General features: G+C 68.0%; 13 protein-coding genes. 10 read left to right on the forward strand and 3 right to left on the reverse strand.

The window, feature by feature from the left end; all coding sequences use genetic code 11:
- Positions 1-12 precede the first annotated feature (12 nt).
- From murG to IPI67_23015, 6 genes are all read left to right on the forward strand, one after another.
- A complete protein-coding gene (gene murG, locus IPI67_22990; GenBank protein MBK7583050.1) occupies positions 13-1,227 on the forward strand; it encodes an undecaprenyldiphospho-muramoylpentapeptide beta-N-acetylglucosaminyltransferase in 1,215 nt (404 codons plus the stop codon).
- Positions 1,220-2,617, forward strand: coding sequence for a UDP-N-acetylmuramate--L-alanine ligase (locus IPI67_22995; protein ID MBK7583051.1), 1,398 nt, complete (start codon positions 1,220-1,222; stop codon positions 2,615-2,617). The genes murG and IPI67_22995 overlap by 8 nt, the downstream gene beginning before the upstream one ends.
- Positions 2,614-3,531 (forward strand): FtsQ-type POTRA domain-containing protein, encoded by a 918-nt coding sequence (locus IPI67_23000; GenBank protein ID MBK7583052.1) that lies wholly within the window; start codon positions 2,614-2,616, stop codon positions 3,529-3,531. The genes IPI67_22995 and IPI67_23000 overlap by 4 nt, the downstream gene beginning before the upstream one ends.
- Positions 3,532-3,670: 139 nt before the next feature.
- Positions 3,671-4,936, forward strand: coding sequence for a cell division protein FtsA (gene ftsA, locus IPI67_23005; GenBank protein MBK7583053.1), 1,266 nt, complete (start codon positions 3,671-3,673; stop codon positions 4,934-4,936).
- A gap of 139 nt (positions 4,937-5,075) precedes the next feature.
- Positions 5,076-6,380, forward strand: a complete 1,305-nt coding sequence (ftsZ, locus tag IPI67_23010) for a cell division protein FtsZ (protein ID MBK7583054.1) — start codon at positions 5,076-5,078, stop codon at positions 6,378-6,380.
- A 91-nt stretch (positions 6,381-6,471) separates the two neighbouring features.
- A complete protein-coding gene (locus tag IPI67_23015) occupies positions 6,472-7,131 on the forward strand; it encodes a transposase (GenBank protein ID MBK7583055.1) in 660 nt (219 codons plus the stop codon).
- 151 nt (positions 7,132-7,282) lie between these two features.
- On the opposite strand, the gene hxsB is transcribed toward IPI67_23015, so the two are convergent.
- Complete coding sequence (gene hxsB / locus IPI67_23020; protein MBK7583056.1) at positions 7,283-9,076, reverse strand: His-Xaa-Ser system radical SAM maturase HxsB; 1,794 nt, start codon at positions 9,074-9,076, stop codon at positions 7,283-7,285.
- 31 nt (positions 9,077-9,107) lie between these two features.
- Here hxsB and IPI67_23025 point away from each other — a divergent pair, with 31 nt between their 5' ends.
- The gene (locus IPI67_23025) at positions 9,108-10,007 is read left to right on the forward strand and encodes a radical SAM protein (protein MBK7583057.1); all 900 of its coding nucleotides are present in this window, start codon (positions 9,108-9,110) and stop codon (positions 10,005-10,007) included.
- A 39-nt stretch (positions 10,008-10,046) separates the two neighbouring features.
- The gene (locus IPI67_23030) at positions 10,047-10,862 is read left to right on the forward strand and encodes a hypothetical protein (GenBank protein MBK7583058.1); all 816 of its coding nucleotides are present in this window, start codon (positions 10,047-10,049) and stop codon (positions 10,860-10,862) included.
- A 19-nt stretch (positions 10,863-10,881) separates the two neighbouring features.
- On the opposite strand, the gene IPI67_23035 is transcribed toward IPI67_23030, so the two are convergent.
- Together IPI67_23035 and IPI67_23040 are read right to left on the reverse strand one after the other, a co-directional pair.
- Positions 10,882-11,595 carry a hypothetical protein gene (locus IPI67_23035; GenBank protein ID MBK7583059.1) on the reverse strand — a complete coding sequence of 238 codons (714 nt, stop codon included), beginning with the start codon at positions 11,593-11,595 and terminating at the stop codon, positions 10,882-10,884.
- Positions 11,596-11,832: 237 nt separating this feature from the next.
- Entirely contained in the window at positions 11,833-12,906 is a 1,074-nt protein-coding gene (locus IPI67_23040) for an IS630 family transposase (GenBank protein MBK7583060.1), read from the reverse strand.
- Between the two features lie 74 nt (positions 12,907-12,980).
- Between IPI67_23040 and IPI67_23045 the strand changes: the two genes are divergently transcribed.
- Both IPI67_23045 and IPI67_23050 read left to right on the forward strand, forming a co-directional pair.
- A complete protein-coding gene (locus tag IPI67_23045) occupies positions 12,981-13,679 on the forward strand; it encodes a hypothetical protein (protein ID MBK7583061.1) in 699 nt (232 codons plus the stop codon).
- A 1,064-nt stretch (positions 13,680-14,743) separates the two neighbouring features.
- Positions 14,744-15,769, forward strand: a complete 1,026-nt coding sequence (locus IPI67_23050; protein ID MBK7583062.1) for a transposase — start codon at positions 14,744-14,746, stop codon at positions 15,767-15,769.
- Positions 15,770-15,772: the final 3 nt, after the last annotated feature.

Genomic DNA, 15,772 nt, shown 5'->3' on the forward strand with positions numbered 1-15,772 from the left:
CGGCGAGACCTGATGCTTGCGGGCGGTGGCACGGGCGGTCACGTGTTTCCGCTGATCGCGGTGGCGGACGAGCTCCGCCGCCTGGCGCCGGACGTGCGGGTCGTGTTCGTGGGTACGGAGCGCGGCATGGAAGTGAAGCTGGTGCCCGCCCGCGGTTACGAGCTCGAGCTGTTGTCCGTGTTGCCCATTCGCGGCTCCGGTGCGCTGGGTGCGGTCCGCGGAGTGTGGCGCGCTCTGAGAACGATCCCGGAAGCCAACCAGTTGCTCCGTCGTCACACGCCGCGGGCGGTGCTCAGCATCGGCGGTTACGCCGCCGGCCCGATCTCGGTCGCGGCGCGAGTGTCGCGCGTGCCGCTGGCGTTGATCGAACCCAACAGTGTGATGGGCCTCGCCAACCGCCTGACGGTTCCCCTCGTGCGCCGGGCCTACGTTGCGTTTCCGCGAGCCGAGCGCCATTTCGGTCGCGGCACGGCGCTCGCGACCGGCGTGCCGATCCGCGCTGGCTTCGAGCCGCGCGCGTACCGTCGCGGCGACGGACCGCTGTCGGTGCTCGTGATCGGCGGAAGCCAGGGTGCGAAGTCTCTGAACGAGACCGTGCCAGCCGCGCTCGCTCGGGTGAAGAGCTCACTTCAGGTAACGCACCAATGCGGCGCGGCCCACGTCGAGCAGGTGCGTGCCAGCTACGAGGCGGCGACGCCGTCGTTCGACTGGAACGTCACCCCCTTCATCGACGACATGCCGGCGACGCTCGCCAGTGCGGATCTCGTCATCAGCCGCGCGGGCGCCAGCGCCGTCAGCGAGATCGCCGCGGTTGGGCGCGCGGCGCTGTTCATTCCGTACCCCTTCGCTGCGGGAGATCATCAGCGGTACAACGCCGAGACCCTCGCCAGCGCCGGCGCCGCCGTCTCGGTCGCTGCGACTGACGCAACCGTCGAGCGCCTTGCGAACGAGATCGAGCGCATGGCCTCGGCCCCCAGCGTGCTCGAAGCCATGGCAGCGGCGGCCGCGAGCTGGGGTCGCCCCCCGCGGCCCGGGCCATCGCCCTCGATCTGCTCGAGCTCGCGGGCCTCGCTCCGGTCGGAATCAACGGCATCGATCGCGGAAAAATCTTCCGAAGCTGCCCGACGACGGTCCCAGCCGCTGCCTGGAGATGCCCGCATGAACGGCGCACGGCTCTCCATCTTCCCCGGCGATCGCTCCGCCCCTGCGGGAGGTCGCCATGTTTAGAGGGCGCGTTCGCCACGTGCACTTCATCGGTGTCGGCGGCATCGGCATGTCCGGCCTGGCGGAGATCCTGCGCACACTCGAGTTCGATGTGTCCGGCTCGGACATGAAAGAGGGCGAGAACACCGGCCGCCTCAAGCGCCTCGGCGTGCGCATCGACGTCGGTCACCGCGCCGAGAACGTGCGCGGCGCGGACGTGGTCGTCTACTCGAGCGCGGTCAACGTCGAGAACGTGGAGATGCGCGAGGCGCTCTCCCTCGGCATCCCGATCATTGCCCGCGCCGAGATGCTCGCCGAGCTGATGCGCCTCAAGTACGGCGTGGCCATCGCCGGCAGCCACGGCAAGACCACGACGACCTCGCTGGTCGCGACGGTGCTGCGCGAGGCCGGCTTCGATCCAACGGTCGTCGTCGGCGGGCGCATGGCGGCCCTCGGCTCCAACGCCCGCCTCGGCGCCGGAGATCTCCTGGTGGCCGAGGCCGACGAGAGCGACGGCTCGTTCCTGCGGCTCACGCCGACCATCGCCGTCATCACGAACATCGACGCCGAGCACCTCGATTTCTACGGCACGCACGAGCGGGTGAAGACGGCCTTCGTGGAGTTCGCGGAGCGGGTGCCGTTCTACGGCCTGAGTGTGCTCTGCCTCGATCATCCCCACGTGCAGGACATCTTGCCGCGCATCCGGCACCGCCACGTCACCTACGGACTGTCACCCCAGGCCGACTATGCGGCCCGCAACGTGCGCCAGGCTGGGCTCACGACCACCTTCATGGCGTACCGCAAGGGCGAGCCGCTCGGAGATTTTTCGGTGCGAATGCCCGGTGACCACAACGTGCTCAACACGCTGGCGACCATCGCGGTGGCCGATGAGCTCGAGGTGCCGCTCGACGTGATGAAGACGGCGCTCGCCTCGTTCCACGGAGTCGCGCGGCGGTTCACCGTCACCCACGAGATCGGCGGCGTGACGTTGGTCGACGACTACGGGCACCACCCCTCCGAGGTGACGGCGACGCTCGACGCCGCGCGCCGGGTGTTCAAGCAGCGAGTGCTGGTCGCGTTTCAGCCGCACCGCTACAGCCGCACTCAGCTCTTGTTCGACGAGTTCACCCGCGCCTTCAACGTCGCCGACTCGGTGATCATCGCGGACATCTACGCCGCCGGAGAAAACCCCATCCCCGGCATCAGCGCCGAGGCGCTCGCCGCAGCCATTGCCGACCACGGGCACCGCGGCGTGCGGCACGTCGGAGACAAAGCCAGCATTGCGGCCGCCCTTGCCGCCGAGGCGAACCCCGGCGACGTGGTCATCGCGCTCGGCGCGGGCGACATCAACAAGATCCTGCCGCTCGTTGCGGACCAGCTGCGAGTGCGATTTGGCCAAGGGGAGGGCGCGTGAAGGCCAAGAAGCACGGTGCGACGGTGTCCGCTCCGGACGAGAGCGCCTTCGTCGACAGTGAGAGTCCGAAACCCGGACCCGTGGCGGCGAAGAACGGCCGAGGCTCCCGGCGCGCTCGCGGCGAGAGCGACGCTCCGCCCGACGAAGGTGCTGGATTTTTCCGCACGACTTGGTCGCTGCTGAAGCTCGCGCTCGGTGTGGCGCTCGTGGTCGCGGCGTCCGGCGCCGTGGCCTGGGGTGCGCATCGTTATGCGCTCTCGTCGCCGCGCTTCGCAGTGCGCAGCATCGAGGTCAAGGGCAGCAAGCGCAAGTCGGAAGATCAGATAGCAGAGGCCGCGGGCGTGAAGCGTGGCGACAACGTGTTTGCCATCGACACCAACAAGGTCGAACAACGCCTGCTGACCGATCCGTGGATCAAAGAGGTCAAGGTCGCGCGTGCGCTCCCCAGCACCCTCAGCATCGAGCTCGAGGAGCGCGAGGTGGGCGCACTAGCGTCCATCGGCGAGCAGCTCTACCTGGTGACTCGCACCGGAGAGCCTTTCAAACAGCTCGAAGAGGGTGATCCATCGGACCAGCCGGTGCTCACGGGTGTCACCGCGGAAGATCTCGCTCGCGATCGTCCGCGCGCCATCGAGCGCCTCGCCCTCGGCCTCGAGATCGTGCGGCACTGGGAGCGCATCCCGATGAGCAAGGTACAGCAGGTGCAAGAGGTTCACCTCGCGCCCGGCGGCGACGTGAGCCTCACCCTCGGCAAGTCCGGCATCACCGTGCACATCGGCCGGGGCCCGTGGCGGAAGAAGCTGCTCATGGCCGAGCGGGTCATCGGCCAGATGGAGAAGAAGGGCCGGGTCCCCGGCATCGTGTTTGCGGACAACGTCGCGCACCCCGAGCGGGTGGTGGTGAGGATGCGATGACCGGGCAACTTTCTGGATCCGGGATAGCGCGGGAAATCCTCGTGAAAATTTGGCCCGAAGCGAACCTCTCTGGCAGCGTCGCCCCTGCTCCGACCGAGCTTTCCAGCGCGCAGTCGGGGGCACGAGGAGTCGCCAAACGATGAGCTACGCCGCCCTGTCCAGCCCCGAGATCGTGGTCGGGCTCGATCTTGGTTCGACCAAGGTCAGCGCCGTCGTCGGAGAGGTCGACGCCGACGGGATCACCATCCTGGGCGTTGGCAACGTGCCGTGCCGGGGCCTGCGCAAGGGTGTGGTCAGCAACATCGAGTGGACCGTGCGCTCCATCAAGGAGGCCATCGACGCCGCTCAGACCATGGCGGGGGTCGAGATCCGCACCGTCTACGCCGGGATCGCCGGCTCCCACATCCGCAGCCACATGTCCGATGGTGTGTGCGCCATCAGCGGCCGCGAGGTGACCCGCTCGGATCTGGAGCGTGTGCTCGAGGGAGCCCGGGCCATTCCGGTGGACGCCGACCGCATGATCCTCCACGCCCTCCCGCGCGAGTACGTGGTCGACAACCAGGACGGCATCCGCGACCCCATCGGCATGAGCGGCGTGCGCCTGCAGGTCCGCTGCAACCTGGTGACGGCGGCCACGAGCTGCGTCCAGAACGTCATCCGCTGCGTCGAGCGCTGCAACCTGCAGGTCGCCGACGTGGTGCTCGAGCCCCTGGCCAGCGCTGACGCGGTGCTGTCCGAGGACGAGAAGGAGATCGGCGTCGCGGTCATCGACATCGGTGGCGGCACGACCGACCTCATCCTGTTCGCCGATGGCGGCGTGGCCCATGTTTCGGTCATCCCGGCCGGCGGCAACAACATCACGAGCGACGTGGCCGCGGGGCTGCGGACGCCGATGGCCGAGGCCGAGCGCCTCAAGCGCAACTACGGCTGCGCCCTCGGTCGCATGGTGAACGACGACGAGGAGATCGAGGTCCCGGGTGTCGGTGGCCACGGCCCGCGGCGTGCGGCTCGCCGGTTGCTCAGCGACATCATCGAGCCCCGCGTCGAGGAGATCTTCAGCGAGGCTCGCCGGCGCATCGAAGAGACCGGCCTGCTCGAGCAGGTGTCGAGCGGCTGTGTGCTGACCGGCGGCGCGGCCCTGATGGAGGGCATGGTCGAGTGCGCCGAGGAGATCCTTGGCATGCCGGTGCGCCTCGGTTTCCCGGTGGGCGTGCGCGGCATCGTGCAGCTGGTGCAGGGTCCGCAGTACGCGACCGGCGTCGGCCTGGTTCGCTACGGCTCGCAGCAGCTGGCCGAGGCCTACTCGCGCGGCGGGCAGTCGCCGGTGGAGCAACAGGTCGGGGCGATGGAGCCCAGCGACAAACAAAAGCACGGCTTCTGGAGCTGGATCAGGGCGGCGTTCTGAGCGGTATCCAGGATTTCTCAAACAGCGAAACGGATAGAAGGCGACAGCGACAAAGAGCTCCAGCGGAAGGGGAAGGCAGGCCCCGGAGCTTCGAGTCGAAAGGGTAAGCGGCGAAGGTCGCACCGGGAGGAACACGAAAATGACGTTCTCGATCGAGTTTGCCGACGAGACCCAAGCATACCAGGCCCGTATCAAAGTGATCGGCGTGGGAGGTTCGGGCGGCAACGCAGTCAACACGATGATCCACTTCGGCCTGGAGGGCGTGGAGTTCATCACCGTGAACACCGACGCCCAGGCCCTGGGTTCGAACGCGGCGGCGCAGAAGATCCCCATCGGCACCAACCTCACCCGAGGTCTCGGCGCGGGCGCGGATCCGGAGCGCGGTCGCAAGGCGGCGCTCGAGGACGTCAACCGCCTCAAGGAGGTGCTCGAGGGCGCCGACATGGTGTTCATCACCGCCGGCATGGGCGGTGGCACCGGCACCGGAGCCGCGCCGATCATCGCGCAGATCGCCCGGGAGCTCGGCGCCCTGACGGTCGGCGTCGTGACCAAACCCTTCATCTTCGAGGGTCGCAAGCGCGCGCGCCAGGCCGAGACCGGCATCGCGGCGCTCAACGATCACGTGGACACCCTGATCACGATCCCGAACGAGAAGCTGATGACCCTCGCCGACGAGGAGCTCACCTTCGTGGACGCCTTCCGCAAGGCGGACGAGGTGCTCTACCAGGCCGTGAAGGGCATCAGCGATCTGATCACGCAAGACGGCATCGTGAACGTGGACTTCGCCGACGTGCGCACGGTCATGAACAACATGGGTCGTGCGCTCATGGGAACCGGCTGCGCCAAGGGCGAGGGCCGTGCACGGCTCGCCGCGGAGCACGCCATCACGTCGCCGCTGCTCGACAACATCAGCGTCGAAGGCGCCACGGGCGTGCTGATCAACATCGTCGGCGGCTCCGACATGAAGATGCGCGAGATCCAGGAGGCCGCCAGCTTGATCCAGGAGCAGGCCCACGAGGACGCGAACATCATCTTCGGTGCCAGCATCGACGAGAGCATGGGCGAGGCCATCAAGGTGACGGTCATCGCCACCGGCTTCGACCGCGCCGAGGCGGAAATTCCGGTCGAGATCGTGCAACCGGCGCGCGTCGCGGCCTCCGCGGGCAGCCGTCGTGACTCGGTGCGCGATGCTCTGCGCGAGGGTTTCGGCACGATGCCGCCTTCTCGCTCGTCGCTCTCGACGTCGCGTCCCGGCATGGATCGCGACATGGTCCCGGCCATGAGCACCCGCCGTCCCGCGTCCCTCGCGGCGAGCCTGCAAGCCGGCGCGCCGAGCCAGGGCTCGATGCCGGAGGTGCGCTCCCGCATCACGTTCCCGTCATCGATCGACGCGGACGCGGATGCCGATTGGGACACGCCGGCGTTCCAGCGTCGCGGTGGGTAGTAGGTTGCCCCCACTCGCGGCGCTTCGCGCCGCGGTCTCCCCCTTACGCGGCAGCGCGCGCCGGGGTGACGTTGTGCCAAGGCACTGACGCGTGGCTCCGTCGGCGCGCGCCGCGCGCGTGGGTGAGACGCGTGGCTCCGAGCTCGCGGCGATCTCGCGACGAGGAAGTTCGTGGCGATGTCGCGCCCTGAAGGTACACATTGTCTCGGACTTCTTGGCGCGGGCTTGGGTGATCGCGGAGGGAGCTCGGGCGCGGCGGGTCGCGGCGGGTGGCGATCGCCGCCGGCGGCCGCCGGTTCGCCACCCCGAGCCCGCGCAGTCCATCCTGTTTGGGCCGCCGGATGGCCGACACCGCGGTGCACTCGGTGAGCAGGAGCTGCCGGAGCTCTGCTTTGACGAGCCGGGGCTGGCTGCGTGTTACGCGGCGGCAGCTCAGGGCATTGGCGTGAGCGGTGAGCGTGCAGGCAAGCCGCTCTTGCGGTTGGTCGTGCCGGCGGAGTTGCCCGAGCGCTCGCGTGCCGCGGACGCGACGGATGCGCCCATCGCGGAGGTGCGCGGCATCAACTTGCATGCGGCGCAGGTCATCGACGGCCGAGATCGGCGACGAGTGGAGCGGCTCGCTAAATACATCACGCGCCCTCCGATCGCGCAGGACCGCCTCGAGCGCCGGCAGGACGGCAGGCTCGAGCTCATCTTCAAGAAGGTGTGGCGGGACGGCACCCGCGCGCTGGTGCTCGAGCCCACGACCTGATTGCGCGGTTGGTGGCGGCCGTGCCGCCTCCACGCTTTCACATGCTCCGGTATTTCGGGGTGCTCTCGAGCCACTCATCGCGCCGGGCCCTCGTCGTGCCCAAGCCGCCCGTGGATGCGGCCTGTCACAAGCCACCTCCGGCTCGAGGCGATCAGCTCGAGCTGCTCGGCGAGAAGGACGATGCGCCGGTCGGGCGGAAGCGGTGGGCGTGGTTGCTGGCGCACGTGTTCGCGGCCGATGTCGAGACGTGCCCGCGTTGCTCCGGCCCGATGAGGTGGGCGGAGGTCGCCACGAGCCGCGCGGCCATCACGCGGCTGATTGCGGAGCACGAGGACGGCCTCGGATCGAGCGCCGCCCACGGCGAGAGTCCCCGTCCGCGTGCCCGAGCAATTGGGGATGGGGTTCGGGGAGGGGTGAGGCGACCGGCGACTTCGCTGGGGGCGGAGGTGTGTGTCGCGTGGGCTTGGCGAGGGTGATCGAGTTCGCGGGCGGACGCGGCGAGCCCAATCGGCGCCGGGGGTCGGGGTGCGGGAGGTGATCTCGACCCGAAGCCGTCGAGCGCGTACTCTCGGCTTGGTGGGTTTTGGCAGTTCAAATGCCCTATGCGCTGCAAGGACCCTTGGGTCTCGTAGTTGTGCACGGGACAGATGCCGCAGTACGCCGCGTAGGTGCAGCTCACGCAGTCGGGCTGCGTGTCGAGATTCGACGCGGCCATGATCGCGCGCACCGTATCGTGGGTCATCAGCTCGCGGTATTTAGACTCGCCGACGTGCCCGAGCAGGAAGAGGTCGTCGCCCATCTCGTGGAGCATGCGCCCTTCGTCGCAGGTGAAGACGCTGCCATCGTAGTTGTACGCGAGCTGGCCGATGCCGGCCCCGCAGGGCGAGCGGATGTCGAGGAAGTTGGGGTCGTCCCCGGTCAGGATCTTGGTCAGGAAGATCGCCGCGTAGCGCTCCAGGATCTCGGCGCCCCCCGCGTTCTTCTCGATCATGTAGTCCACCGCCTCGCGATAGAAGTCGAGGTAGCTCCGCCGCGCGTATTCGATCTTGTGGGCGGTGTCGCTGGCGAAGCCGAACGGGTCGAGCGGGCGCAGGAACAGCGCGCGGCAACCCAGCTCGAGGTACGTGTCCACGACCTCGCGGGGATAGTCCAGGGCGGCGCGGGTCACCGTGATCAGCGCCTCCACGTGGTAGAGCGTCGGATCGAGCCCCATGTCGGCGTAGCGCTGGTTGATGGCGCGGATCCAGTGCGACGCTTGCAGGAAGGCGCTGCCGCCGGCCAGGACACGCTGCTTGTCGTGGAGCGTGGGCGGGCCGTCGATGCTGGTGCAGATCTGTACCTTGTGCTTGACCAGATAGTCGAGCCGCTCGTCGGTCATGAGCGAGAGGTTCGAGACCATGGTGAACTCGAGCTCCTTGCCGTAGGCGCGGTTCTTCTGCAGGGCGCACTCGATGGCGTGCTGCACGATGGGGAAGTTGGCCAGGGGCTCGCCCCCCTGGAACTCGAGGGTGATGCGGGGCGCGGTCGAGCGGAGCGCCAGGTCGATGCACTTCTCAGCCGTCTCGCGCGACATGTCGGTGTCCACGCGGTCCATCGGTGCACGGCTGGCGTGGCAGTAGACGCAGGTCTCGTTGCAGCGCAGCGTGACCACCAATACGTGCAGGTTCGGACCGTAGCGCAGGAACGACTTCTTCCTCTTCATGCGCTCGGCGAGCGCCGCGGTGTCCAGGTCGTCGGCCAGGAAGTTCTTCGCGCGCAGGCGCGCTTCCAGCTCGGAGCCTTCCTGGAGCTCGCCTCGAAAGAGCTGGTCTCGCTCGGCCTCGCTCACGAACACCCAGTCACCGAACGGCGTTGCAAGCAAGACGGCGTCACCGATCTTGCGATGTCGCACGGGCACCAGCTTGCCCGGTCGCTTCGGTCGCACGCCCAGCTTGAGGAGCTGCATTGACTGAAGCGTAGCGTGCTAACCTCCGTGCGTGATAGCCAGCCAGCGACGCCTGGACCTGAAGCTCGGCTTCGCCTGCAACAACCGTTGTCTATTCTGTGCCCAGGGCGAGAAGCGGACGGAGTGCGCGGCGAGGCCGGCGGAGCTGCTCCTGGCGGAGCTCCGGGCGGCGCGACCCGAGGCCACGGGGGTCGTGCTGACCGGGGGCGAGCCGACGCTCTACAAGAAGCTCGTTCCCCTGGTGAAGGCGGCCCGGCAGCTCGGCTTTGCCAGCGTTCAGCTCCAGACCAACGGCCGGATGCTCGCCTATACCCGGGTGCTCGATGCGCTGATCGACGCGGGGGTGACGGAGATCGCCCCGTCGCTACACGGCGCGAGCGCCGCGGTCCACGACGAGCTGACCCGCGCTCCCGGTAGCTTCGAAGAGACCTGCGCGGGAATTACCCATGCGCTCGATGCGGGGCTTCCCGTCATGACCAACAGCGTGATCACGCGCCACAACGTCGGCACGCTGTGCGAGATGGTCGCGCTGCTCGCATCCCTGGGCGTGAGGAAGATGCAGCTCGCCTTCGTGCATCCCGTGGGTACGGCGCTCGAGCGCTTCGACGAGGTGGTTCCGCTGCTGTCTGCGGTCGTCGAGCCGTTGAAGCGCGCCCGCAGACTTGCGCAGAAGTGCGGCGCGACGCTGCGGACGGAGGCGATCCCGCTGTGCTTCCTGCGCGGCATGGAGGAGCTGGCGGCCGAAGCGACCATCCCGCTCACGACGGTCAGCGATTTGGCCGGCCGCCGCGACTACTCCGAGTGGCGCGTGCAGGAGGGCAAGAGGCACGGACCCCCCTGTGAGAGTTGCACCGCGCGGGCGCGCTGCGAAGGGCCGTGGCGCGAGTACCCCGACCTGCGGGGTTGGGGCGAGATGGTGCCGGTAGACTAGACGCTCGACGACTCGGGCGCCGCGGCGTAGCATTCGCGAATGCTTCGCGGGACGTTGGCGTTGGTGGTCGTGGGATTGTTCGTTGCGTGCAGCAGCAGTACGACGAATGAAGGTGGAGGCGGCTCGTCGACGGGAGGGTCCTCGACGGGAGGCGCGTCGACAGGAGGCGCGTCGACAGGCGGCGCGTCGACAGGCGGCGCGTCGACAGGAGGCGCGACCTCTGGCGGCGGCGGCACCAGCGGCGGAGGCTCTGGCGGGGCGCCGAGCGGAGGCGGCGTCTCCGGTGGGGGCGGGACTCAGTTGGGCGGCGCCACTGGTGGTGGCGGAGCGCCGGGGGGAGGGGGCTCACCCGGTGGTGGGAGCGGAGGCACGGTCAGCGGAGGCGGCTCTGGGGGTGGCGGCACGGGTGGCGTCGCCACGGGTGGCAGCGGTGGCGCTGGTGGTCTTGCCAATGGACTGACGTGCAAGTTCGGCCCGGAGTGCAAGAGCGGCATCTGCTCGGCCGGGGTTTGCTGCAACATGGATTGCGACTCGAAGTGCAGTCAGTGCAACACCCCGAGTGGGGTGGGCTGCACGAAGAAGGGCACCGACAACGCTTGCACGGGCAACAAGGTGTGCTCGAGCACAGGTGTGTGCGCGTGCGGAAACGGGGTCCAAGACAACGGGGAGTCGGATGTCGACTGTGGCGGAGGCTGCTTGCCCGACGTCAAGTGTGGCAACGACAAGAAGTGTGGCGCCAGCGGGGATGCGAATTGCACGCTCGGCAACTGTTGTTCTTGCTGTGGCGCGAACGTGTGCAAGGGCGCCGCGGCCTGCGGTAACTACGGCTTCGGCGGGACCTGCAGCAGCTGCTGACCTTTCGCAAGACCACTGGCTAGGCGAACGTCGCGCTCACCGTCTCAGCCAGGTCACTCTTCGCCGTGTCGCGCAGAGGTGCACCATGAGCACCAATCAGGTGCCGGAACGGGAGCGCGGCCAGTCGCTCGAAGTCGTCGCGCAAGCTTCCGCCAGGAGGCGTCATCCCCTTCCGCCACGGGGGGCCGATCTGAGCCCGCCGTTTGGTGAAGCCCAAGAAGTAGGTCACGAGCTTGGCCACCGGGCTGCAGCCGCTCGTGTCGGGCCAGTGCTGGACCGCGTCGCAGGTGACCAAGATGCCGCCGTCGCGCTTCACCAGGAGCGCCCCTTCCTTTTTGACGGTCTTCTCGAACGCGAACAGCTCGGCGTCTTCGAAGGGCAAGGACATCGGCGACAGCTCTCGATCCGGCTTCGGCTCCGAACGACGCGTGCCGCCCGGCAGGGCGAAGTAGGAAGCCCGGAAGCGCTCCACCGAGTAGGCGTCATCCATGCCGTGGAAGGCACCCAGCTTCACCACGTGACGGACCTTCCCCAGGCGCTCGAGCTCCGCCTCACCGGCCGCCGACAAACGAACCGCCGAGATCAGCGTGAGCTGGTCGCCCGCTCGGACGATGACCATGTTGCGGGGGATGCGCACGCCGGGGCCCATGCGTACGGAGCCGCGGACCCAGAAGACTCCGTCCGAAAATTCCTGGATCGGGCCATGCGGCTCGGCCGCGGGATGTTCGGTCATGCGCCAAGCGGACCACAGCCGGGGCCAGCGTCAAGAGCGGCGACGCGCTAGACTGCGCGCCGTGGCTCTGCGGCAGGTGTCCTTGGTGCTCGCCGTTCTTGCACTCGCGTGCGGCGACGACGCCGGAACGGCGAAGGCCACCGGGGCGTGCATCGCCGGTCAACAGCGGAGCTGCGATTGCGCGGGCGGCGGGCTAGTGCTGCGTCCCAAAAGTCGCAATCCATCGAATCCTATCGGTCAAGCGTGGAGAGCTTTCCCGGTGTAGGTCCACTCGAACGGGTGAGCCAGCGCGCTGTTCCAGTGTTTCGCGAAGCGATAGATCGCGTTCGCGAGCGCCGCGACACTGTCGAACGACTTCGCTCGCAGTGCCTTGCTGGTCAGAATCCCGAACCAGATCTCGACCTGGTTGAGCCAGCTGCCGTGCTTCGGCGTGAACACGAACCGGACGCGCGGGTGAGTCGCCAACCACGCTTTAGCCACCTCGCCCGTGCGAGTGCTGATGTTGTCGGTGATGATGATGAGCCGACCCCGCGGGCAGAAGCGCAGAATTTGATCGAGAAAGGAGAGAACGTTTGGTGTCGCCCTGTCAGCCGTGACCCAAACCAACACCCGGCCCGTCTTGATGTTGAAAGCGGCGAAGACGTTGCGCGTTCCCTTGCGCTCGTATTCGTACTCGATTCGAGTCGCGCGTCCGAAATCCATCGGTCTCGTTGGATGGGTCCGTCGCAACGCTTGGATGCCCGGCTTCTCGTCGAGACTCAGCACCGTCGCGTCACGTGGAGGCGACAGGTACAGCCTGCAAATTCTGGCTGCTTTTTTGTCGAAATCAGGATCGGTCGGGTTGAGCCAATACCGCACACGATGGGGTTTGAGTGCCATCGATCGGAGAAATCGGCTGATCGACGAGCGCCCAACGCGCCAGCCGTAGCGCTCCCACAGGAACGCCTCCAACGCCCGCACCGACCAGCGCGCGAACGGCAGGCCGAACTTCTCGGGAGTCTGCACAACGAGCGTCGCCAACTTCGACCAGGCCGAATTGTCGATGGTATTGGGTCGCCCGGACCGGCCGCGGTCCTTCAAGCCTTCGAAACCATCCTCAAGAAAACGCTTCAGCCAGCGCCGAACGACTTGATGGTCCAGCGAAAGAGCGGCGCAGATCATCGTGATGCGCATTCCGCGGTGCGAGTTCAATACGATCTTGGCGCGCATCACCATCCAGTGCCCCGGACTTCTCCTTCGAACAACCGCTTCCAAGCGCTTGCGTTGCTTCGGCTTGAGCCTCACCCGATACGGCGATACTGTTCCACGCATCCGTCTGCCTCCGTGTGGTTCCAATGGCGATTGGGGCCCACGCGGAGAACGGGCGGATCTGCCCGAGTATTTCCATGATCACGTCGAAAGGTGATCGTTACTTCTGGGACGCAGCACTAGGCGCTCAGATCTGCAAGAGCAATGGCTCGGGGTACGCTGCCTGCTTCGGTTGCGGCGGCGGCACTGGCGGCACGGGAGGCGGGGCCGGCAGCGGAGGCTCGTCGACGGGAGGCAGCGCAGGCATAGTTGGGAAACGCACCGGTCAGGTGAAGCTCGACGGTCGCTCGCTGACGGACGATCAGGGGCGTTTCAACGCGCTCGGCGCGACGTTGATGTGGGCCGCCTGGGGCTACAAGAACGACTTGGCCCGGCTCGAGCAGAACCTCGATTGGCTCTCGAAGCACGGCTTCCATTACATCCGAGCGCTGGGCGTCGTCGGCGACTACGCGAACGCCGATTTCTGGGACGGACGCGAGATCGACTGGCACTGGTCGGACTACGACCAGGTCATCGCCGGACTCACCGACCTCGCGTATCAGAAGTATGGGCTCAGGGTCGAATGGACCTTGATCGGCGACGGTCAGAAGAACATCCCCTCGACCTCCGACCGCCACGCCTTGGTGGACCGTTTCGTTGCCATGGCGCCCTTCGGCCGTGAGCTCGGCCATCTCGCCGTCCTCGAGGAAGATCATCTCGCGCGTACTGCCGAGCAAGGCCGGAATGTCGCTACCGCACAGCGTCTCCCCTTCGCCGATACCGATCACCAGGGGTGACGCGCTCTTGGCGATCACGATGCGCCCGGGCTCACGCCGGCAGATCGCGGCCAGGGCGTAGGCGCCGCGCACTTGCCCGAGCGCCTGACGCATCGCCAGAAACAGGCTCGCCGCGCCGGCGTCGAGCGCACGATTGATCAGATGCGCGACGATCTCGCCCCCGGTGTCGCTGGTGAGGCGCACGCCGCCCTTCTGCAGCTCTTGCTTCAGCCGAGCCGGCGTCCAGGTGTCAGGCTGACGGATTACCCGTTCGAGCGAAGCCTGCCGGTGTTCTTCAGCCTCTCCGCTGCGTTCGCGCAGCGGCCGGAAGATCGAGGACGAGGCGGAGGCGCGGCGGTGCCTGGCCGCAGCGAAGCGGAAGGGCCTGAGCGCCGGACTTGTTGGCGCGGGCTTGGGTGATCGCGGAGGGAGCTCGGGCGCGGCGGGTCGCGGCGGGTGGCGATCGCCGCCGGCGGCCGCCGGTTCGCCACCCCGAGTCCGCGCATTTTTGCGAGGAAACATCGGCCTTCCGGGGTGGCACGCCGCTGGCCATAGCGCCGTCGTGTGGGCCACCCCGCACACACCCGTCCCGAGCCCTCGCGCGTCCGGCATCGACCGGAGAGCACGCTGCTCTACCAGACAGTGGCGGAGCACTGGCCGGCGTTCCTCGAGCGCGCGGACGAGCACGGCGGCCTGCCGCGCTTCGTGGTGAAAGAGTTCGAGGCCTACCTGCGCTGCGGGCAGCTGGAGCACGGCTGCCTGCACCTTGTGTGTCGTGACTGCGGGTACTCCGAGCTCGTCGCGCTCAGTTGCAAGAAGCGCGGGTTCTGTCCATCCTGTTTGGGCCGCCGGATGGCCGACACCGCGGTGCACTTGGAGCAGGCGGTGCTGCCGCGCGTGCCCATCCGTCATTGGATCTGCTCTTTGCCCTGGGGTCTACGCTCGCTGCTCGGGTACGACCGCAAGCTCTGCTCCGAGGTGGTGAGCGCGTTCATGGCGGAGGTGGACCGCTCGCTGCGCTGGCGCGCGAAGCGCGAGCTCGGCATTCGAGTGTCGCAAGCTGCCACACCGGATCCGTGGTCGCTGTGCAGAGGACGGACAGCGCGCTCCGGCTCAACGTGCACTTCCACGCACTCGTGCTCGATGGCGTGTACGTGCACGCGGACGGCGACCCGCGCGCGCCGCTCGAGTTCCGGGAGCTCGACGCGCCCACGCACGCGGACGTGGCGCAGGTCGCAGCGCGCACTGCGGCCCGCATCGAGAGCATCCTCAAAGCGCACGGGCGGAGCCTCGACCCCGAGCTCGGTGAGCAGGAGCTGCCGGAGCTCTGCTTTGACGAGCCGGGGCTGGCTGCGTGTTACGCGGCGGCAGCTCAGGGCATTGGCGTGAGCGGTGAGCGTGCAGGCAAGCCGCTCTTGCGGTTGGTCGTGCCGGCGGAGTTGCCCGAGCGCTCGCGTGCCGCGGACGCGACGGATGCGCCCATCGCGGAGGTGCGCGGCATCAACTTGCATGCGGCGCAGGTCATCGACGGCCGAGATCGGCGACGAGTGGAGCGGCTCGCTAAATACATCACGCGCCCTCCGATCGCGCAGGACCGCCTCGAGCGCCGGCAGGACGGCAGGCTCGAGCTCATCTTCAAGAAGGTGTGGCGGGACGGCACCCGCGCGCTGGTGCTCGAGCCCCACGACCTGATTGCGCGGTTGGTGGCGGCCGTGCCGCCTCCACGCTTTCACATGCTCCGGTATTTCGGGGTGCTCTCGAGCCACTCATCGCGCCGGGCCCTCGTCGTGCCCAAGCCGCCCGTGGATGCGGCCTGTCACAAGCCACCTCCGGCTCGAGGCGATCAGCTCGAGCTGCTCGGCGAGAAGGACGATGCGCCGGTCGGGCGGAAGCGGTGGGCGTGGTTGCTGGCGCACGTGTTCGCGGCCGATGTCGAGACGTGCCCGCGTTGCTCCGGCCCGATGAGGTGGGCGGAGGTCGCCACGAGTCGCGCGGCCATCACGCGGCTGATTGCGGAGCACGAGGACGGCCTCGGATCGAGAGCGCCGCCCACGGCGAGAGTCCCCGTCCGCGTGCCCGAGCAATTGGGGATGGGGTTCGGGGAGGGGTGAGGC

The organism is Myxococcales bacterium, assembly GCA_016706225.1.
In the GTDB taxonomy this organism is placed as follows: domain Bacteria; phylum Myxococcota_A; class Polyangia; order Polyangiales; family Polyangiaceae; genus JADJKB01.